We start from the raw sequence: 19,149 nt of genomic DNA on the forward strand, positions 1-19,149 counted from the left end.
AGGGCGGGCGCCCTCTGACGTTATTCCTTAGGTGCTATGGTGTTACGCACCGCCTTCCGTGGTGGTCGCCTGAGTCAGCATCAGGCTTACAACGCCGCTGTACTGGCCGGTTTTCAGAATGCCTTTGGTGGTCTGGGAAATGGTCAGAGGCAGAACCGCAGAACCGTTTTCAATGCTGCCCGGGAAAAGTTCGGTTCCGGTAAATTCGGCATCGGTGGTGGACAGGGTTTTATCACCCAGAAGAACCGTCATCGGTACAATCTGATCCCCATCCGTGTTGGTGAGCTTAGCTGCGCTAACGAGGCGTACTTTGACGTTACTGGTAGCGGAGTTGGACCATACCTTGGTGTTCAGGCGGTAGCTTTCCAGGCCCCGACCCGGCAGATACTGCATGTCGATGCTGGCTGGCAGCGGCGTGTTATCGGCCTGGGTCATATCCAGCTGTGAATCAACGCTGGCGTTGACGGTAATATCTTTCTGAATCGCCAGCGCGCTGGCAGATGTGGTCATCGCGGCAACGATCATCAGAGGTTTAATAAATTTACGCATTGATATCTCCATATTTTACAAATGAGCACCCTGGCTCTTTAAACAAACCACAAGGGTTTTTACAGTGACGTCGTGTTATTGCACGACGGGTAAGTCAGCTTCTTCAGCGGTTTTTTTCACCCAGTTGAAGTAGCGGAATTTGTATTTCTTGCCGTTTACCTGATTAAGCGTTTTTAATTTCCGCTCGGTATCCGGATAAATCGTGGCGTCTTCTTTAATCCATTTACAGACGTCGTCTGACTGACAAATACCGATCTCCCTGAGCGGCACGCGCAGGGTGCCGGCGTTGGTGACGGTCCCCCGTGCGGGATCGATATGCAGCGAAACGCGCTCCGTGGCAGGGGCCAGATGTACCAGCGCCCCCCAGATAACATTGACCCCAAGCTTTGCCGTCGCTGCCGTGCTTTCGGGCTGACCGGGAATAATGCTGTCCGGCTGTTTCACCCCTTCAAAATAGACTCGCCAGGTGGTCTCTTTTTCCGGCGGCGTCAGTGAAACAAGGCGCACCACGCGCATTGCGCCTGCCGCCAGGGCAAATTTATCGGGCGTCACCACGACGCCGCCTTCTTTCCACGAAGCAACGTCAATCTCTTTTTCCTGGGCCGTTCCGGGGTTAAGAATTTTCTTTTGCCTCACCCGAATGAACTGAATATCATCCGTTTTCGATGCCACTTTTATTTGCGCTGCGCCGGCGCTATCCACGTTAAGTTCCATTGGATAGACGCTCATATTGGCCCTTGTCATTTCTGAGAAAAATGACAGCGACAGCGCGGCGACATAAAACGCGGTTGTCATATTCACTTTTTGTTTCTGTTTCACATTCAGCCTGCCTGCTCTGAGTTCTTGTGCGGTTTTTAACACCAGGACACCGTCTGCTTTCGTATCGCTTCAGGGCAGGGAAACTTTAACCAGAACAGCAGGTTGTGAAAATTTGTATTAGTTAACCGCTGGTATACAGTGATTTATCCTGATTTGCTGGTCTTAAAGTTGTATAGTTAAAAGAAAATGCCGCTACCCAGGATGGGAAGAAAATTCCTGTTGATGAAAAAAGAACCAGCTCAGGAAGCGATTTTCTTGCCGATGTCACAGGGATAAAAAAGCCTGCGGTAATAGCTGAGAGTGAAATATGTTTTTTATATGCAATAATTCGTTGTTATTTGATCCTGAAGCACATGCAATTAGTCTTGTTGGTCAACCGGAGTCTGTATTAACGCTCTCGGCGCCAGCCGTTCGCCTTTTACAGGAGTTTATTCGTCATAAAGGGCACGATCTAAGTCGGGAGGAATTAATTACGCGCGTCTGGGAGGAGTATGGCTTTACGCCGTCTGGAAATAACCTCAACAAAGCGGTCAGTGAATTACGCAAAAGCTTCCAGTCTCTTGGGGAACATCATAATTTCATTGTGACGATACCCCGGTATGGATTCCGTTTTGTTGCCGATGTGATTTGCCAGCCTGCGCAAATTGTTCAACCCGCTGAAGCACAGCCGATCTCTTCCGTCGTGCCGCCAGAGGCAAAACGTCAGCGTATTTCCCTTAAATGGGGCGCCGCGGCAGCGGCATTGTTAGCATCAGCACTGGGGTTAGGCCTGCTGTTTAACCAGCAGCAGAAGATCGCTATACCGATGACGCCAAAGCCCGTCGCGCAGAAAATAGCGGGCTGTAGCATCTGGCTTATTAACGATCATGGCCGGCCGCTGGTGCTCTCGAAACTGGCGGGGCTGCTGGAGGCGAATAATGTGGCGTGCGCGCGCGAAGCGTACAATATCTACTATTTCAGCGCCCGCTTTAACCTTGCAGTTGCGGATGAAGTGTTCATTGGTGCATGCCCGGTCAATAAAACCAGCCTGTGCAAAACCATTCGCTATAAAAGCGGGGCAGAAAAATGAAAATGAGACTTCTGTTTGCTGCGGGTGGGGCGCTTGCTGGCGGCGCGCTGGCGCTCTTTATTTATTCCGGGGGCATATATAAGCGTGATGCGCTGGCCTGCAGTACGGAATTTAACTTTACGCGTAACGAGGGAAAAGCGAATGAGGTCCGGGTCAATACCGTGGCCCAGTTCTATTTTCATCGGGACGGCACCGGCTTAACAACGTACAAAGGTGCAGCTATGGCTGAAGGCCGGGGCATGATCGTTGACAGGGATGTGGATTTTACCTGGTCGCGACGGGATGATGATAACGTTATCGTGTTGAGCTACACCAAAACCTGGCGTCGGCATAATGACAATACCCCGGACGAAAAGTGGGGAGGCTTTGCGAGGCCGACAGCCCGCTATTACCTGACGATCTCCGAGCTTGCGCCCGCCGTGTGGCTCATACAGGACCGGCTCTATCCCACCTATATTTGCCGCGGTGACTAGGGCATAAAAAAAGGAGAATGCCTGAGGCATTCTCCTTTTTGTTTCAGCAGGTCTGCTTAATCGCGGCTGGCGAAGCCCAGGATGCTCAGCAGGCTGACGAAGATGTTGTACAGCGACACATACAGGCTCACGGTCGCGCGGATGTAGTTGGTCTCACCGCCGTGAATAATGTTGCTGGTTTCATACAGGATTGCGCCGGATGACAGCAGGATAAACACCGCGCTAATCGCCAGGTGCAGGGCAGGCAGCTGCAGGAAGATGTTTGCCACCATACCAATCAGCACCACTACGATACCCGCCATCAGCATACCGCCGAGGAAGGACATATCCTTGCGCGTGGTCAGCACGTAGGCCGAACAGCAGAAGAACACCAGCGCGGTACCGCCCAGCGCCATGCCAATCACGTCACCCATACCGGCAGACAGATACGCGTTCAGGATCGGCCCCAGGATATACCCCAGGAAGCCGGTGAAGGCGAACGCGGAAAGAATACCGACCGGTTTATCAGCGGTTTTGTAGGTCAGGAACATCAGACCGTACATCCCCACCAGCGTCAGGATCAGGCCCGGAGATGGCAGCATCAGCACGGTGCTGGCGGTAGCGGTGATCGCCGAAAACGCCAGCGTCAGGCTGAGCATGAAATAGGTATTGCGCAGCACCTTGTGGGTGCTCAGTAGCGATGTGCGGTCGCGTGAGGAAGTAATTATACGATCCATGAGTCACTCTCTTATGACAGATGTAATTAACGGAAAGAATAGGAAACGGCGCGCCAGTCTCAAAGTGGTTTTACCCATCTTTACTCAGCACGTTAGCGCTGAAGGTGGTCATTTCTTCTGCAAAAGCATGTGTAACCAGTATGAACGGCGGTTTAAAAGTATTTACCAGATCAACCTCTTATAGGTTACTGAAAAATATTGCGTTATTGCCTTTCGGGCGCTAAGAGTTATCTCCGGATCGTCATAAAACAGACAATAAGGCGAAGGAAATGAAACCACAAACACGCACGCGCTTTACGCTCTCTTTACTCACCGCCGGGATCCTGTGCGCCAGCACGGCGACCTGGGCGGCTAACGTGCCAGCAGGAACAGCGCTGGCCGAAAAACAGGAACTGGTCAGAAACAATGGCAGCGAACCGGCCTCGCTCGACCCGCACAAAGTCGAAAGCGATGTCGAATTCAATATTATCAGCGATTTATTCGAAGGGCTGGTGAGCGTCTCCCCGTCAGGAGAAATCCAACCCCGGCTGGCTGAAAAATGGGAGAACAAGGACAACACCGTCTGGACGTTCCACTTACGTCCGGGCATCACCTGGAGCGACGGGACGGCCATTACCGCAGAGGATGTGGTCTGGAGCTGGCAGCGCCTGGTTGATCCAAAAACCGTTTCACCGTACGCCAGCTATCCCGGCAACATGCATATCGTCAACGCGGCCGATATCGCTCAGGGGAAAAAATCCCCCGACACGCTGGGCGTAAAAGCAATTAACGATACCACGCTGGAAGTGACGCTCACCCAGCCCAACGCGGCGTTCCTGGCGATGCTGGCGCACCCGTCGCTGGTGCCGGTGGATAAAGTGCTGATTGGCCGCTTCGGTGAAAAGTGGACCAAACCGGAGCATTTCGTCAGCAGCGGAGCGTATAAGCTGTCCCAGTGGGTGGTCAACGAACGCATTGTGGCGGAGCGTAACCCGCGCTACTGGGATAACGCGCATACCGTTATTAACAAAGTCACCTATCTGCCGATCACCTCCGAGGCCTCGGATGTGAACCGCTATAAAGCGGGCGAAATTGATATTGTGTATACGGTACCCATTAACCAGTTTGCTCAGCTGAAGAAAACGCTGGGCAGCCAGCTGGACGTCTCCCCGCAGCTGGCGACCTATTACTACGAATTCAACACCACCCGTCCGCCGTTCAACGATGCCCGCGTGCGCAAGGCGCTGAACATGGCGCTGGATAAAGACATCATCGCTGAGAAGGTGATGGGGCAGGGGCAGCGCCCGGCGTGGCTGATTAGCCAGCCGGACATCGGCGGGGTCAAGCTGCAGAATCCGGATTACGCCAGCTGGCCGCTGGACAAGCGTATTGCTGAGGCGAAAAAACTGCTCAACGAGGCCGGGTATAACGAAAGCCATCCTCTGAGCTTCAACCTGCTCTATAACACCTCTGAATCGCACCAGCGCATCGCGATTGCGGCCAGCTCTATGTGGAAGAAAAACCTCGGCGTAGACGCGAAGCTGCAAAATCAGGAGTGGAAAACCATGCTGGATACCATGCACACCCACAACTTTGACGCGGTGCGCTACGCCTGGATTGCCGACTACGACGACGCGGCGACCTTCCTGAACAACTTCCGTACCGGCGACAGTGAAAACACCAGCCAGTACAGCAACCCGGACTACGATCAAGCCTTGATCAACGCCGCAAAGGCCAAAACGCCGGCAGAGCGGGGTAAATTCTACCAGCAGGCAGAGGATCTGCTTGGGCGTGATGTGCCTGCCATTCCGGTTTATCACTACGTCCGTACGCACCTGGTGAAACCGTGGGTGGGCGGCTTTACGCCGGATAAGCTGGGGTACTATTTCACAAAAGATATGTACATCAAAAAGCACTAAGCGAGAGGGCTGGATTTTATGCTGAGAAAATCGCCGATGTGTTGTCAGTTCAACCGATTAAGCACATTTTGGCTAATTTTAAAGCGAACGATTGCAGCCACTCTTTACAGCATGCGGTGAGGTGTTTATAGTTCGCCTCACTCAGGAAGTGTGGCCGAGCGGTTGAAGGCACCGGTCTTGAAAACCGGCGACCCGAAAGGGTTCCAGAGTTCGAATCTCTGCGCTTCCGCCAGATATAAACCCCAGCTTACTCGTTAAGCTGGGGTTTTTCTTTTGTCTTATCTCAGAGTTGCCTTTTACCAGATTCTGGCCATTCCTTCGCTTGCCGGGCGAACGAGAGTGAAGCCAAATTTAGAATACAGCTCGGGGACATCCGCCATTAAACAAACGTAGGCCCCTCTACAGGCATTGTTATCCAGCCATGCCACAAGCGTTTCCATGATGAGTCTACCGAGCCCCTTTCCCTGATGAAGAGGGTCAACGGCGACGTCGACAATATCAAAATTCAACGCACCGTCTCCCACGATTCGCCCCATACCCACGGGTTTTCCCTCACACAAAATATGCATGCCATAACAACTGCCAGGCAGCGCTTTGCGTGCTGCCTCCAGCGGACGAGGGCTAAGACCCGAGATTTCGCGCAGGCGGCAAAACGCTTCTGCGGAGGGGACGGTTTCAACTACGGTATAGTTTTCATGCATAAAAAGCTCCAGTCAGTATCTCTCGGTGTGTAATCCCCTCGGGCTAAACAGCGTTAGCCCCCGGCGGCGTTTCGCTGGCACAGGCTTACAATGAAACGTGCAACGTCTTAATATTATTGCAGAATGTAGGCCGGGTAAGCGTAGCGCCACCCGGCAAGAAAGGCGAGGTTTATGAACGGATAAAGGCCAGAATGTCCGCGTTAATGGTATCCGCGTGGGTGGTATGCATCCCGTGCGGGAAGCCCGGATAAATTTTCAGTACGCTGTTCGCCAGCAACTTATCCTGCAGCAGGGCAGCATTCTTATACGGCACGACCTGATCGTCGTCGCCCTGCATCACCAGAACGGGAACCGTGATGGTTTTTAAATCTTCAGTCTGGTCGGTTTCTGAAAACGCCTTAATCCCCTCGTAGTGGGCCCTGGCGCTGCCGATCATGCCCTGACGCCACCAGTTCTGAATGGTGCCCTCTGAAACCTCAGCCCCCGCCCGGTTAAACCCATAAAAAGGACCGCTGGCGACGTCGAGGTAAAACTGGGCGCGATTCGCGGCCAGCGCTTTACGAAAGCCGTCGAAAACCTCTACAGGTGTCCCGCCAGGGTTGTTTTCTGTTTTCACCATCAACGGTGGAACGGCGCTCACGAGTACCGCTTTGGCAACGCGCCCCTGCGGCTGGCCGTACTTCGCAACATAGCGGGCCACCTGGCCACCGCCGGTTGAGTGGCCGACGTGCACCGCATTGTGCAGATCCAGGCTTTCGACCACGGCCGACGCGTCAGCCGCATAATGATCCATATCGTGCCCTTCGCTGACCTGGTCCGAACGCCCGTGACCACGGCGGTCGATTGCGATAACGCGATAGCCTTCCGCAAGGAAGAAGAGCATCTGGTTATCCCAGTCATCGGCACTCAATGGCCAGCCGTGATGGAAAACAATGGGCTGAGCCTCTTTCGGACCCCAGTCTTTGTAGTAAATATTTACGCCGTCTTTCGTTGTTACGAATGCCATACCGCAGACTCCTCTGTTAAAGACGCAACGATCGCTGGCTGAGCGCAGAGCGAACCATTATTGTCTTCATGATGTTGGCTTGTTTTATTTCCCGTACCGACAGTACCCCTAAAGTGTAGGAGAAATAGTAAAACCGGTGGGTTTCATTCGTGTGAATGGTATCCAGAAGGGGAAAGCGAATGATGGACTCTGGAGTGAGTCCCAGAGCCATCAGAGGAGGGGGCGTTAACGGTTCTCTTCAATATAACGGGCGAGATCGGCCGGGGTTTTCAGCACCGTCGCCACGTCGGTAGGCGGGATCATACAGCCGTAAACGTCCTGCACCTCCAGCACCATGTCGACTGCCAGAATGGAGTCGAGAATGTCGGATTCAATCAGCTCATCGTGAAAGCCAACCTTGCGGGATAACACTTTTTCAAACAGGGCGAGAATATCGTGTTCCATCATTTTTCCTGGGATAATTAATGTGTGCGGGCGTAAGCGTCCAGCAGCTTGCGGTCAATTTTGCCGTTAGGATTTAGCGGCAAAGCGTCTTTTACGATAATTTGTGAAGGCACCATGTAGTGGGGCACCACTTTTGCCAGCGAGGTTTTGATTGCATCCGGTGCCAGCTCCGTCACGCAGAACGCGGCGATGCGCAGCACGCTGCCGCAGGGTTTCATCAGCGGCATCACCACCGCTTCGCTGATGCCGGACATGGCCAGCAGGCGGTTTTCAATCTCGCCGATCTCGATGCGGTAGCCATTCAGCTTGACCTGGCTGTCGTTGCGGCCCTGGCAGTAGATGAGCCCGTCTTCATAACCCAGATCGCCGGTCCGGTAGCCGCGGAACGCATCATTTTCCCGACGCAGCAGTTTTGCCGCGTTCTCCTGCGGCAGGCCTAAATAGCCGCGCATGACGTTTTTGCCCCAGATAATCAGCTCGCCCTCGGCGGAAATTTCCATTCTGCTGTCCGGCATCATCACGCCCACCGGCAGCACCGCGCTGTCGCTGTTAAGGATCTCATCCGTGATCTCAACCACGGTTGTCGCAATGGTCGCTTCCGTTGGGCCATAGGAGTTGATGATTTTGGCCTGCGGGAAACGGCGGCGGAGCTGTTTCACCAGCGCTTTATTGAGCACTTCACCAATGAAGATAAAGACGCTGAGTGCAGGCAAATACTCGCTGTTAAAGTGCGGAGAAAGCAGTTGCTGGTAGGCAAAAGAGGGGGTGGAAACCCAGGCGGAGACCGCGTTGCTTTGCAGTCGCTCGAGCCAGTTCTCTTTCTGGATATCCTCTTTGGCATTCAGCACGATGTGGCCTCCCATCGCCAGGTTCGCCAGCAGAGGGATCAGGGAGAGGTCAAAGCTGAACACCGCGTGGTTCATCAGCACCGGTTTTTCCGGCAGCGAAAAGTCCTGGCTGACCCACTTCATGAAGTGCCATACGCTTTCACGTCCAATCTGCACGCCTTTCGGTTTTCCGGTGCTGCCTGAGGTAAACATGATATAGGCCAGATCCTGCTCCTCCAGCACCTTGCCCGCCTCTCCGGTGGCGATGAACTGCCGCGTCACCACGTCGTAGTAATAAGGGGCGCCGGTCAGGTTGCAGATCTCGCGAAGCCGCTCCTGCGGGTAGATGCAGTCCACCGGGATGTACGGAATGTTGTGCAGCAGGCAGCTATAGATTGCCACGGCGAACTCGGCCTGCTGATGGCCGTACAGCACGATCGGCGTACCGTCTGCGGGCTGGCAGCGTCGATAACGCTCTGCCCAGTCCGTCACGGCAGAGGAAAGCTGGAGCCAGCTTAAGGTTTCGTCGCTGCCGCTGATGGCCAGCTGCTGCGGGGAGGCGGGATCGCGCAGTGCCGCACGCAAGAAATCCTGCAGTTCCTGAAGATCGGAGTGATTTTTCATAGAGGTGACATTCCACTGAAGATGTAAAGGGATCCTGCGGCGCTTCCCAGCGTCAGAATTCGTCCCAAAAACGCAACGGCCGGATACTGCAATCCGCGGTGTAACGTTGGGCTGCGTTTGGCTGACCACAGCAGCATGTTGTGCGCAACGGAAATCGCGCCAAACAGCGCGCCGCTGATGACGTAATGGCGTTCCAGGCCATTCCACGCCCCCATGCAGAACAGGGTGCAAAAAATACCGATATTTTGCGCCAGCGTTTTGTTCTGGCGGAAAAAGTTAAACTTCATCAGGTTCATATAGACGGGCATAAAGACCACGTCGCGCAGCCATTCGGACAGGCTGATGTGGAAGCGGCGCCAGAAATCCTGCGGGTTCTTTGCAAGAAGCGGCATGTTGAAGTTTGCCGGAATATTCAGCCCAAACAGCCGGCCCGCGCCGATGGCCATATTGCTGTAGCCCGCAAAATCGAAGTACAGATAGGCGCTGTAGGCAATCGACATCACCACGCCCACGGTCAGGGTAAACGGCTTATGGCTCCAGGGCTGCACGACGAGCGAATCGATCAGCATGGCAAAAAGGAACTTCTGAATGATGCCGGTAATAATTTGCTCCAGCGCCGTTAAAAACTGTTCGCGGTTAAGGACAAATGCCGGCTTATTCACATCGCTCATCCATGTCCGCCAGCGATACATCGGGCCGGCCAGAATAATAAAGGGCATAAAGAGATAGCAGAAATAGTGCAGGAAATTCTGGCCCTCTTTTTTACTGCGATACAGCAGTACATCCACAGCGCGGAAGGTCATAAAAGAGAGACCGATTGTGCCGAGGTGATAATTAAAATGTAATTTCACCAGAACCAGAGGCAGCAGCGTTAAAACGACCGCCTGCCAGGTTTTTAATCTGCCTTTTTCTTTTAACGTGGCGACAAGATAAAACCAGCAAAAGACGGCCACGGGAACACTGTAATTGCCCTGAAAAATATAACCCCAGCCTAATGCTGTCACCACGGATAAGGAAACTAGCCAGGTCAGACGGTGGCGTAAAACACGATTAACCATCGCAAACGCCAGCGCGGATGAAAATAAACAGACAAAAAACATTCCTGAGCTGTACATCATTTCGCCTCAGAATTTTTGATATTCAAAATGCAGCTGCATACTCATGCTGTCATCGACAGCGGTCCATGCAACGACGGTGATCGCCAGCAGTAAATAAAGGCAAAAAAGACGGATCGCGATTTTCATTATTTAAAACTCTGTGCAATAAAGCGAAGCATTGGCACCCAGGCCAGTTCGGTAGGGTGCAGACGATCCCAGTTCCAGCCGTTCTGATACGGCATGGCGTACATATCCAAATACGGGATCTGGTTCTCTTTCAGAATGGTTTGAATCTGCTTATCGAACGGGCGGAAGGTGTCGGTATTGTAAAGTGCCCAGGGGTTAACCGGGTCGACGATAGCTATCACCTGCACGTGATGCGCTTTCAAAAGCTGAACGGTTTTCCTGAACGCGGCGAACTGCCCCGGCACCACCGGCGTGTCATCCCACTGCTGCGGCTTACCGTCCTCGTCGTAAATCGTTTTGTCCATCCACAGCGTGGCCGCGCTCTGATGGCGCTTTTTATTCAACTCGCGGGCATTCGCCAGCGCTTTATCCCAGTCAGGGGAAAGACGGGCGGTTGGCTGCTGAGGCCAGGGCTGCGCCGTCTGTGGCCTGATGTTGAGCAGCGACAGCCAGTCGTTTTTAATCAGGGTGCAGAAGTTTGCAAACTGAAAACTCAGCTCGTCCCATATCAGCGCCGGATGCCAGCCATACACACGCATTTGCCCGAAGGTTAAATGGCTTATCTCTTTCGCATCAATATGCTTCAGGTAATTAACCAGGAACGGGCGCGCCTGCGGATCCTTCATCAGGGGATTAAAAATCGAGCCCGGAAAATTATCCGCATAGATAGCGGGCGGCAGGCCTTTTGAATAAAAGCCGTCAGGCGCCAGAAGCAGCACCACTTTGCTGTTTGCGTTAAGGCTATCTTTAAAACGCGAGAGAAGTAAAAATTGCGTTTCGTCATCGACAAACGCATCGCCATAGGCCACGACGGGCTGGTGCAATTGCTTATTAAAATAATTAAATACGGCGTAATGTTCCTCTTCTGAGGTGGCGACCTCAGACGCACCAAGGAAGAAAATAGCATTCCCTTCTAAAGCATGGGAAATAGTGGCTATTTTTTCCGCCTGTTCTTTTGTCGTCCCTGCCATGGACTTGATCAGCGGCTGGAATTTAAGCGGCGGATCAAAGCTTGTCACCAGCGGGTGAAAACTCAGGACTAAAATGGCCAAAACGGCCATCAGGATATGTAAGCAAAACGTATTTTTGATTTTCATCATCAACCAGTAAGGCGCTATGACAGTAATGCGTTAAAACCCGCATTACCCGGATTTATTACCATTACAAAACACATGGCCGTCTATTTTTTTTGGCATTCTATACCACGGTGATTTAAAAGGATGAGCGTTGCTGTGTAACGGTATGTACAAGGGGGGAAGGGGGGAGGGCAGGAAAGCGTCCGGGTGACTTTTTGCGCAGTCAAACGCCTGCAGGCAAAAATAGAAAAATTCCTGCTTTACAAGGCGCTAATAGATGTTTATAGTGCGCCTCACTTTGGAAGCGTGGCCGAGCGGTTGAAGGCACCGGTCTTGAAAACCGGCGACCCGAAAGGGTTCTAGAGTTCGAATCTCTACGCTTCCGCCAAATTCGAAAACCCTGCGATAGCAATATCGCAGGGTTTTTTCGTTTTACAGCGCAATTACCAGCTCCCCGGAGTGACTCCGCGAACAGCAGAGCGCCACCTGCTGGTCAGCCGCGCTTTTTTCTGCCTCCGACTGCACGCTATCCCTGTGGTCCACCACGCCGTCAATCACTGGCGTCAGGCAGGCGCCGCAGATCCCCATTTCGCAGGACAGCGGCACGTCCACGCCGTTTTCCTGTAATACCTGAGCGATGGTCTTATCCGCAGGCACCGGCCAGCGCTCGCCGGTGGAGGCAAGTTTGACCGTAAAGATCTCACCTGCGACGCCGCTTGTGACAGGGGGAGCGGGCTGAAACGCCTCGCTGTGGATATGGGCGTCATCCCATCCCTTCGCCGCCGCCACATCGCGCGCTTTCTCCATAAACCCCGCAGGTCCGCACACCCACGCGTGCAGCCCAGCTTCAGGCGTGGGGAAATGCTCCGCCAGCCTGGTTCGTGGGGTGGTGGTATGAATAATGCAGTCACCGCACTGCGAGAGTTCGCGCGCAAACGCCGCGTTTTCCCGGTTTCTGACGTAATAGTGCAGCGTAAACGGCGTTCCGGTCGCTTTCAGCTGCAATGCCATCGCATACAGCGGCGTAATGCCAATCCCTGCTGCCAGCAGCAATACCCGCTCAGCCTGATGCAGCGGAAACAGATTGCGCGGGGCCGAGATTGAAAGCCTCTGGCCCGGACGCAGCGTTTCGTGAACGTAGCGCGACCCGCCGCGCGAGGCGGCTTCTCGCCCCACGCAGATAAGATAGCTCTCGTCGCCACATGCCCCGGTCAGAGAGTACTGGCGGACCACGCCGCAGGGCAGGTGGACATCAATGTGCGCGCCGGGTCGCCACGCCGGTAGCGCGTCGCCGTTTTCGGCCACCAGCCTGACGGCGAGGCTTTTATCCCCCTCGCGCCACAGCCCGTCAACGATCACGTTCAGCATATTGGCCTCCGTTATACCAGGAAAAATTCGCCAAAGCCCATCTTCTTCAGTCCCCGACGGTAGGCAATCGAACTCTTATCTGCCGGAATATGGGCTTCCAGAGTGAGAACCAGCGGCAGACTTTCCGGGCGCTGGGTTTCGACCATCAGGCGATCCTCTTCAAAAATGCGCAGGTTAAAGGCATGCACCTCCTCCACCGGAATATGCAGATCAAAGTTGCGCGCGATGGGCGCGAACATGCGGGTCACCCGTGACGAGACGGGCGAGGCGGCGTTCATAATCACCAGCCGCGATTCACCCGGAAAATGAATCGTCAGGGTGGCGGTAAACGGCAGATGCATTTCAAAATGGCGCAGCCACTGGAACCCTTCTGGCGCCTGCACGGGTGAACTGGCGGGATAGTTGCTCACGGAACTCCAGTAATCGGCCACGAAACCGAAGGGCGTCTCCTGCGGCTGATAGATAGGGACAAGCTGATTATTGGGGTCGGCAAAGGTATCGGTATGGATCCACGCAAAGTGGGCAACATCCAGAAACCCTTCCACCTGGCGCCCGGCGAAGCCGTTCACCTCAAACGCCGGGCAGTTGATCTGCTGAAATCCGTCGTCGCTCCAGTGCGGCATGGTGGGCAGCGGCACGGGATTGTCCGGGTCAAACGCCAGGCAGGTCCAGATCAGGCCGAAGCGCTCTTCCACCGCGTAGTTAATCAGGTTCAGCTTCGCCGGAACGGGCTGGTCGGGGCTGGACGGAATACGGTTGCAGCGCCCGTCTTCACCAAAGCGTAAGCCGTGGTAGGGGCAGATAATCCCGTGCTCGTCGTGAAAGCCGAGCGTCAGCGGCACGCCGCGGTGCGGACACACGTCCCGGGCAACCACGACCTGGTCGTTAATTCGGTAAATCACCAGCTGTTCATCCAGCAGGGTAGCCTTGACGGGGGCCGGGCCGACGTCGCAGGCGCGCGCAACCGGATGCCAGCATTTCGCCAGGCGCAGCCAGTCCTCTGGCTCAAACGTGCAGTGGGCGGGTGGTGTCGGTTCTCTTTTCATCGTTGTCCCTCTTGTTCAGCCTAACGGGCCGCCCTGAATGGTCTCGCACAGACCGTTGATAATGCGTTCCCCGGTCTCCTCTTTGAGTTCCTGATACCAGGCCTGCGTCAACGCCATATCTTTCCCGTGGGTGACGTCGCAGCGTTTACGCGCTTTCAGCACCAGGTCACGCACCCGGTCGCAGCGCAGGGCTTCGTACTGCCGCAGCGCCAGCGTAATGTTGTGGTTTTCACGCAGGCATTCGCCCAGTACCACGGCGTCCTCCATGGCCGCGCAACCGCCCTGGCCGATATCCGGCGTGGTGCTGTGCCCGGCATCGCCGAGCAGCGCGACGTTGCCGCGTACCAGGCTGTCGAACGGCTCGATGTCATGGATTTCAATGCGGTTGGTGGTATCGGGATCCAGCGCGGCGATAAGCTTCTGCACCGGCGGCGCCCAGCCGCGGAAGTAGCCCGTGAGATCAGCGCGCAGGGTGGTGCGATCCTCCGCCAGGCCCGCGGGCAGCGGCACGTCAAAAAAGAAGTAGAAACGACCGCCGGAGACGGGCATCAGCGACACGCGTTTACCCTCGCCAACGAAGGTGGTCCACTGGTGCGCCGGGGCAATCTCTTCATCAATCTTCACCAGCCCGTTCCAGTTCACGTATCCGGCGTAGCGGCGCTCCGGGGTATAGCCCAGGACGTACGGACGAACCGCCGAGTGGCTGCCGTCGGCGGCAATCACAAAATCGCCTGTTGCCGTGGTGCCATCGGTAAAGGTCACGCTTACGCCCGCGTCGTCTTCGTGGACGTGTTCCACGCGCTTGCCGAACTGCACCTTGTCGCGCCCCCAGAAGTCCAGCATTTCGCGCTGGAGTTCAGCGCGCGAGACGGGGCAGGGGCGCCCGCCGGTACGCTCAACCAGCGGGGCGAGGCTGAAGCGGGTCAGGGTGTCGCCGCGCCGGTAATCCTTGTAGGCCATAAAACGCATCGGACCGCCGTAGGTTTCGATAATGTCGCCCATGCCGAGGTGCTGCATACACTTCACGCCGTTAGGCCAGATGGAGATGGCCGCCCCGACGGGCCGGATCTCTTTTACGGCTTCGAACACGGTACAGTCGATGCCCGCTTTCTTTAGCGCGACGGCAGCGCTCAGGCCGCCAATACCCGCGCCAATGACGATTGCTTTCATGCTTCTCTCCTTTTGCAGGGTGTAAAAACATTCAGCAATTTGCGTACCAGGCTGCAGAGTGGCGAAAACGGCGTTGTGGGAGGTGAGTTTGCACTGCTAAGGTGCGCAAACACGGTGAATATGCCTTTTTATGAATCAATAATTTCCTGTCCAGCCATACAGAATCGACTGTTTCACATCGGCGACAAGAGTGGCGTGGTTTGTGCAACAACCCGGGGGAGGACAATAAAGGAGACACTATGATCGCACTGCACGACTTCAATCATCTTCCTGAGAAAGAGGCTCTCGCGCTGCTCACCCCCTGCGTGGCGCTCCCCGGCTGGGCTGAGGCGCTGGTTTGTGGACGGCCTTACCCGAGCCGGAGTGAATTGACGATCGCGGCGCAGGCGCTGATGCAGCGCTGGGACGAAGTGGCGTTAGCGCAAGCCCTGAGCGCGCACCCGCGCATCGGGGAAAAGCCCGCGGGTGCACAGGTGGAGGCGGCGCTGTCGCGCCAGGAGCAGGGCGCGGTGAATGACCGGGACGCGGCGCTTGCGCAGGCGCTGCGCGAAGGTAACGCCCGCTACGAGGCCCGCTTTGGGCGCGTATTTCTGATCCGCGCGAAGGGCCGCAGCGGCGAGGAGATATTACAGGCCCTGCGCGCGCGGCTGGAAAACAGCGACGCGCAGGAAGTTCAGGCGGCGCTGGAACAGTTGCGGGAAATTACGCTGCTGCGGCTGGAAGGAGTGATTAGCGAATGAGCACGCTCAGCACCCATATTCTCGATATTTCAACGGGCAAACCCGCCGCGGGCGTGACGGTTCACCTAGAACGGGAGGGCGAAATCATGGCGACGGGCGTGACCAACGTTAATGGTCGCATCACCGAATTTGTCCCTTTCCTGCCCGCAGGCCGCTATCGGCTGGTGGCGGAGATCGGCAGGTGGTTTCGCGCAACCGGCCGGGAGACGATCTACCCCTGCGCGCAAATTGAGTTTGTGACGGGAGAAGCGGCAGACGAGCACTTCCATCTGCCGTTTGTGATTGCGCCAGGCGGGTGGTCAACCTACCGGGGCAGTTGACCACACCCGCTCGCCGTTGACCCAGGTCTCACTGATGTTGCGCTCGTCGCCCAGGGTCATCAGCACAAATAGCTGCTCGTAGATATCCTGACAGCGGCGATTGCGCAGGCGCTGCAGCGGCGTCACGTCAGGATCGATAACCACGAAATCCGCCTCTTTGCCGGGGGCGAAGTTGCCAATCTTATCGTCCAGCCTGAGGGCGTGCGCGCCGCCCAGCGTGGCGTGATAAAACGCCTCGCTGGCGCGCAGGCGGTAGCTCTGCAGCTGGCCGACCTTGTAGGCTTCTCCCAGGGTGCGCAGCATGCTGAAGGTGGTGCCCGCGCCGACGTCGGTGCCGATGCCCATCCGCACCTTGTGCTGCCAGCAGGCGGGCAGGCGAAACAGCCCGCTGCCGAGAAACAGGTTCGAGGTGGGGCAAAACGCCACCGCCGAACCGGTGTCGTGCAGGCACTGCCACTCGCTGTGGTGCAGATGAATCGCGTGGGCAAACACGCTGCGCTCTCCGGTCAGGCCGTAGTGGTGATATACGTCCAGATAGCGCTCGTGCTCCGGCCAGAGATCGTTCACCCAGGCCACTTCGTTTGGGTTTTCGCTGAGATGGGTCTGCAGCCAGGTATTCGGAAACTCCTCTCTGAGCAGGCTGACCGCGGCGAGCAGCTCGGGTGAGGACGTTGGGGCAAAGCGCGGCGTAATGGCATACCCCAGCCGCCCCCGATGGTGCCAGCGCTGGATCAGCTCCCGCGTCTGCCGGTAGCTCTGCTTTGCATCTTCGCTCAGGTAGTCCGGCGCGTGCCGGTCCATCATCACCTTTCCGGCGATAAGACGCATGTTGAGGCGCAGGGCTTCGGTAAACAGCGCTTCGACCGATTGCGGATGCAGCGTGCAAAACACCAGCGCGGTGGTGGTGCCGTTGCTCACCAGTTGGTTAATGAAAAATTCGGCGATCTCTTTCGCGTAGGCTTCATCGGCAAACTGGCTCTCCACCGGGAAGGTGTAGGTGGTTAGCCACTCCAGCAGCTGTTCGCCAAAGGCGCCGATCATCTCCGTTTGTGGATAATGAACGTGGGTGTCGACAAAACCGGGCAGCAGCAGCCTGCCGCGCAGGTCCGTGTAGCCTTTGTGGGGGTCGAGATACTGCTCGCCCTCCTGCCACGCCATCTGCGCCAGAATTTTTCCGTTCTGGATAAACAGCAGCCCGTCCTCAAGGTAGCGCGCGTGCTCGGCAATGGCGTCTGCGCTGTCGCAGACCTGCGCGATATCGAAAAATGCACCGCGTATCGCAGTCTGGTATTCCATCGTGGGTCCTGCCTTAGTGTTTGCGTAGCGGGGTGAAAAAGCTCAGCAAGAACGATGCCAGAATGAACGGGCCGCAGATAAACTGCGGCCGGAGGGAGGGGTTACTCTTTTTGCGTCGCCACGCGGGAGCTGAACGAGGCCGCGCCTGCCGTCTCGCGCTCTTCCCGCGCCAGCCAGCGGTAGGTCACGCCGCCGAGGAAGACGCCGATAAACCAGCTGAAGTTTGCCACTTCATGCAGGGCCGGGATAAAGCCAATCACCAGACCTACAGCAACGGATGGGATCAGCGCGCCAATGGCCTTCGGGTTAAAGCCGTTGCGGTACCAGTATTTGCCCTTTGGCGTGTCGTCGAACAGATCGTCTACCGACACCTTGCCGCGCTTAATCAGGTAGAAATCGGCAATCAGAATGCCGAACAGCGGGCCGATAAACGCCCCGAGCACGTCCAGGGTGTAATGGATGAGCTCCGGCGAGTTGAACAGGTTCCACGGGGTGAGCAGGATCGAGCCGACGGCGGCAATCATGCCCCCGGTGCGGAAGCTGATCTTCTGCGGCGAGCAGTTAGAGAAATCAAACGCCGGTGAGACAAAGTTCGCGACGATGTTGATCCCGATGGTGGCGGTGATCATCGTCAGCAGGCCAATTGCCACGGCCAGATCGTTACCTACGCGGCTGACGGTTTCGATCGGGTCGGTGATCATGCGGCCAAACAGCGACTGGGTGCCGGAGACAATCACCACGGTGACGATGGAGAATAGCAGGAAGTTAAACGGTAGCCCCCAGCGGTTGCCGCGGCGGATCTCACCCATGCTTTTGCCGTAGCGGGAGAAGTCGCCAAAGTTGAGCAGCGGGCCGGAGAAGTAGGAGACCACCAGCGCGGTCGCGGTGATCATCTGCCAGGTCTGCTCGCCCACGCTCAGGGATTTGCTGGCGAGGGTGAAAGAGATCCCGTCAAAACCGGTCTTGTATACAATCCAACCCGCAAGGGCCAGCATCACCACATAGACCGCCGGACCGGCGATATCAATAAAGCGCTTAATGGCGTTCATGCCGTGCCAGAAGACCATCGCCTGGAGAACCCACATGATGGCAAAGCAGATCCAGCCCAGCGGCGACAGGCCCAGGAAGGCACCGGTGGTAAGACTTGCCAGAGAAGGCCAGAACTTGAGCACCACCAGCATCAGCGCGTTGGCGGCAAGCCAGGTCTGAATGCCGTACCACGCAAAGGCGATAAGCCCGCGGATCACCGCCGGAATATTGGCCCCGAAGACGCCAAACGCCTGACGGCTGATCACCGCATAGGGCACGCCCGCCATCTGGCTCGGTTTGGCTACCAGGTTGGCGCATAGCTGCACAATGCAGATCCCCACCAGCAGGCAGAGCAGCACCTGCCAGCTTGCCAGCCCGAGCGTAAAGAAGCTCGCGGCAACAACGTAACCCCCCATGCTGTGAACGTCGGACATCCAGAAAGAAAAGATGTTGTACCAGCTCCAGTTCTGGTCACGCGTCGGTGCCAGATCCTCATTGCAAAGACGTGGGCTGTAAACCGCACCGGAATCAGCGGCCGTACCCTGCTGTGCGTTTTGACTGTTTGGCATGAAACCTGCTCCTGTGAATGAAAACCCGTTGAGTGGGAGTGCAAACGGTGTTGCAGGATCCAGGCCAAAATAATAAATCTTGTATGCAATATTTTATTTTTATGTATACGATTCGATAACGGAAAG

General features: G+C 55.9%; 19 protein-coding genes and 2 tRNA genes. 7 read left to right on the forward strand and 14 right to left on the reverse strand.

The genetic code is table 11. The features are described from left to right. Positions 1-42: 42 nt before the first annotated feature. A complete protein-coding gene (locus IM313_RS19000) occupies positions 43-549 on the reverse strand; it encodes a CS1 type fimbrial major subunit (protein ID WP_028012615.1) in 507 nt (168 codons plus the stop codon). A 75-nt stretch (positions 550-624) separates the two neighbouring features. Next, the gene (locus IM313_RS19005) at positions 625-1,368 is read right to left on the reverse strand and encodes a fimbrial protein (RefSeq protein ID WP_069732526.1); all 744 of its coding nucleotides are present in this window, start codon (positions 1,366-1,368) and stop codon (positions 625-627) included. Between the two features lie 307 nt (positions 1,369-1,675). On the opposite strand from IM313_RS19005, the gene IM313_RS19010 reads away from it, so the two are divergent. Continuing rightward, positions 1,676-2,437: a winged helix-turn-helix domain-containing protein gene (locus tag IM313_RS19010; protein WP_182034693.1), complete on the forward strand. Its 762-nt coding sequence runs from the start codon at positions 1,676-1,678 to the stop codon at positions 2,435-2,437. Further along, the gene (locus IM313_RS19015) at positions 2,434-2,910 is read left to right on the forward strand and encodes a hypothetical protein (RefSeq protein WP_047368236.1); all 477 of its coding nucleotides are present in this window, start codon (positions 2,434-2,436) and stop codon (positions 2,908-2,910) included. Before IM313_RS19010 ends, IM313_RS19015 begins: the two co-directional genes overlap by 4 nt. Before the next feature lie 56 nt (positions 2,911-2,966). On the opposite strand, the gene yccA is transcribed toward IM313_RS19015, so the two are convergent. Then, complete coding sequence (gene yccA / locus IM313_RS19020) at positions 2,967-3,626, reverse strand: FtsH protease modulator YccA (RefSeq protein WP_013097244.1); 660 nt, start codon at positions 3,624-3,626, stop codon at positions 2,967-2,969. 269 nt (positions 3,627-3,895) lie between these two features. Here yccA and IM313_RS19025 point away from each other — a divergent pair, with 269 nt between their 5' ends. Both IM313_RS19025 and IM313_RS19030 read left to right on the forward strand, forming a co-directional pair. Next, positions 3,896-5,524 carry an ABC transporter substrate-binding protein gene (locus IM313_RS19025; protein ID WP_028012619.1) on the forward strand — a complete coding sequence of 543 codons (1,629 nt, stop codon included), beginning with the start codon at positions 3,896-3,898 and terminating at the stop codon, positions 5,522-5,524. Between the two features lie 144 nt (positions 5,525-5,668). Continuing rightward, a tRNA-Ser gene (locus tag IM313_RS19030) sits at positions 5,669-5,756 on the forward strand. 64 nt (positions 5,757-5,820) lie between these two features. Here IM313_RS19030 and IM313_RS19035 read toward each other — a convergent pair. The 6 genes from IM313_RS19035 to IM313_RS19060 form a co-directional block, all read right to left on the reverse strand. Further along, positions 5,821-6,225, reverse strand: a complete 405-nt coding sequence (locus IM313_RS19035) for a GNAT family N-acetyltransferase (RefSeq protein ID WP_047368238.1) — start codon at positions 6,223-6,225, stop codon at positions 5,821-5,823. Positions 6,226-6,394: 169 nt separating this feature from the next. Beyond that, positions 6,395-7,231 (reverse strand): alpha/beta fold hydrolase, encoded by an 837-nt coding sequence (locus tag IM313_RS19040; protein WP_048999094.1) that lies wholly within the window; start codon positions 7,229-7,231, stop codon positions 6,395-6,397. Between the two features lie 225 nt (positions 7,232-7,456). Continuing rightward, positions 7,457-7,675 carry an acyl carrier protein gene (locus tag IM313_RS19045; RefSeq protein ID WP_028012621.1) on the reverse strand — a complete coding sequence of 73 codons (219 nt, stop codon included), beginning with the start codon at positions 7,673-7,675 and terminating at the stop codon, positions 7,457-7,459. A 17-nt stretch (positions 7,676-7,692) separates the two neighbouring features. After that, positions 7,693-9,126 (reverse strand): AMP-binding protein, encoded by a 1,434-nt coding sequence (locus tag IM313_RS19050; RefSeq protein WP_192970876.1) that lies wholly within the window; start codon positions 9,124-9,126, stop codon positions 7,693-7,695. Then, the gene (locus IM313_RS19055; protein WP_045630046.1) at positions 9,123-10,241 is read right to left on the reverse strand and encodes an MBOAT family O-acyltransferase; all 1,119 of its coding nucleotides are present in this window, start codon (positions 10,239-10,241) and stop codon (positions 9,123-9,125) included. Before IM313_RS19055 ends, IM313_RS19050 begins: the two co-directional genes overlap by 4 nt. 128 nt (positions 10,242-10,369) lie before the next feature. Next, complete coding sequence (locus IM313_RS19060) at positions 10,370-11,506, reverse strand: D-alanyl-lipoteichoic acid biosynthesis protein DltD (RefSeq protein ID WP_028012624.1); 1,137 nt, start codon at positions 11,504-11,506, stop codon at positions 10,370-10,372. Between the two features lie 279 nt (positions 11,507-11,785). On the opposite strand from IM313_RS19060, the gene IM313_RS19065 reads away from it, so the two are divergent. Next, positions 11,786-11,873: transfer RNA gene (locus IM313_RS19065), tRNA-Ser, on the forward strand. Positions 11,874-11,917: 44 nt separating this feature from the next. Here IM313_RS19065 and IM313_RS19070 read toward each other — a convergent pair. Genes IM313_RS19070 through hpxO form a run of 3 tightly spaced genes read right to left on the reverse strand, consistent with a single transcriptional unit; the run spans position 11,918 to position 15,069 of the window. After that, entirely contained in the window at positions 11,918-12,853 is a 936-nt protein-coding gene (locus tag IM313_RS19070) for a PDR/VanB family oxidoreductase (protein WP_192970877.1), read from the reverse strand. A gap of 11 nt (positions 12,854-12,864) precedes the next feature. After that, positions 12,865-13,899: a molybdenum cofactor-independent xanthine hydroxylase subunit HpxD gene (hpxD, locus tag IM313_RS19075; RefSeq protein WP_192970878.1), complete on the reverse strand. Its 1,035-nt coding sequence runs from the start codon at positions 13,897-13,899 to the stop codon at positions 12,865-12,867. A 15-nt stretch (positions 13,900-13,914) separates the two neighbouring features. Next, entirely contained in the window at positions 13,915-15,069 is a 1,155-nt protein-coding gene (gene hpxO, locus IM313_RS19080) for an FAD-dependent urate hydroxylase HpxO (protein ID WP_048958408.1), read from the reverse strand. A 239-nt stretch (positions 15,070-15,308) separates the two neighbouring features. On the opposite strand from hpxO, the gene uraD reads away from it, so the two are divergent. Beyond that, the gene (gene uraD, locus IM313_RS19085; RefSeq protein ID WP_048960330.1) at positions 15,309-15,809 is read left to right on the forward strand and encodes a 2-oxo-4-hydroxy-4-carboxy-5-ureidoimidazoline decarboxylase; all 501 of its coding nucleotides are present in this window, start codon (positions 15,309-15,311) and stop codon (positions 15,807-15,809) included. Then, positions 15,806-16,129 carry a hydroxyisourate hydrolase gene (gene uraH / locus IM313_RS19090; RefSeq protein WP_049001593.1) on the forward strand — a complete coding sequence of 108 codons (324 nt, stop codon included), beginning with the start codon at positions 15,806-15,808 and terminating at the stop codon, positions 16,127-16,129. Before uraD ends, uraH begins: the two co-directional genes overlap by 4 nt. On the opposite strand, the gene guaD is transcribed toward uraH, so the two are convergent. Together guaD and IM313_RS19100 are read right to left on the reverse strand one after the other, a co-directional pair. Further along, positions 16,109-17,425, reverse strand: a complete 1,317-nt coding sequence (guaD, locus tag IM313_RS19095) for a guanine deaminase (RefSeq protein ID WP_192970879.1) — start codon at positions 17,423-17,425, stop codon at positions 16,109-16,111. The genes uraH and guaD overlap by 21 nt on opposite strands. 101 nt (positions 17,426-17,526) lie before the next feature. Further along, positions 17,527-19,023 (reverse strand): NCS1 family nucleobase:cation symporter-1, encoded by a 1,497-nt coding sequence (locus tag IM313_RS19100; RefSeq protein WP_192970880.1) that lies wholly within the window; start codon positions 19,021-19,023, stop codon positions 17,527-17,529. Positions 19,024-19,149 lie beyond the last annotated feature (126 nt).

Source organism: Enterobacter cloacae complex sp. P2B (assembly GCF_014895985.1).
Classification (GTDB): Bacteria; Pseudomonadota; Gammaproteobacteria; order Enterobacterales; family Enterobacteriaceae; genus Enterobacter; species Enterobacter bugandensis.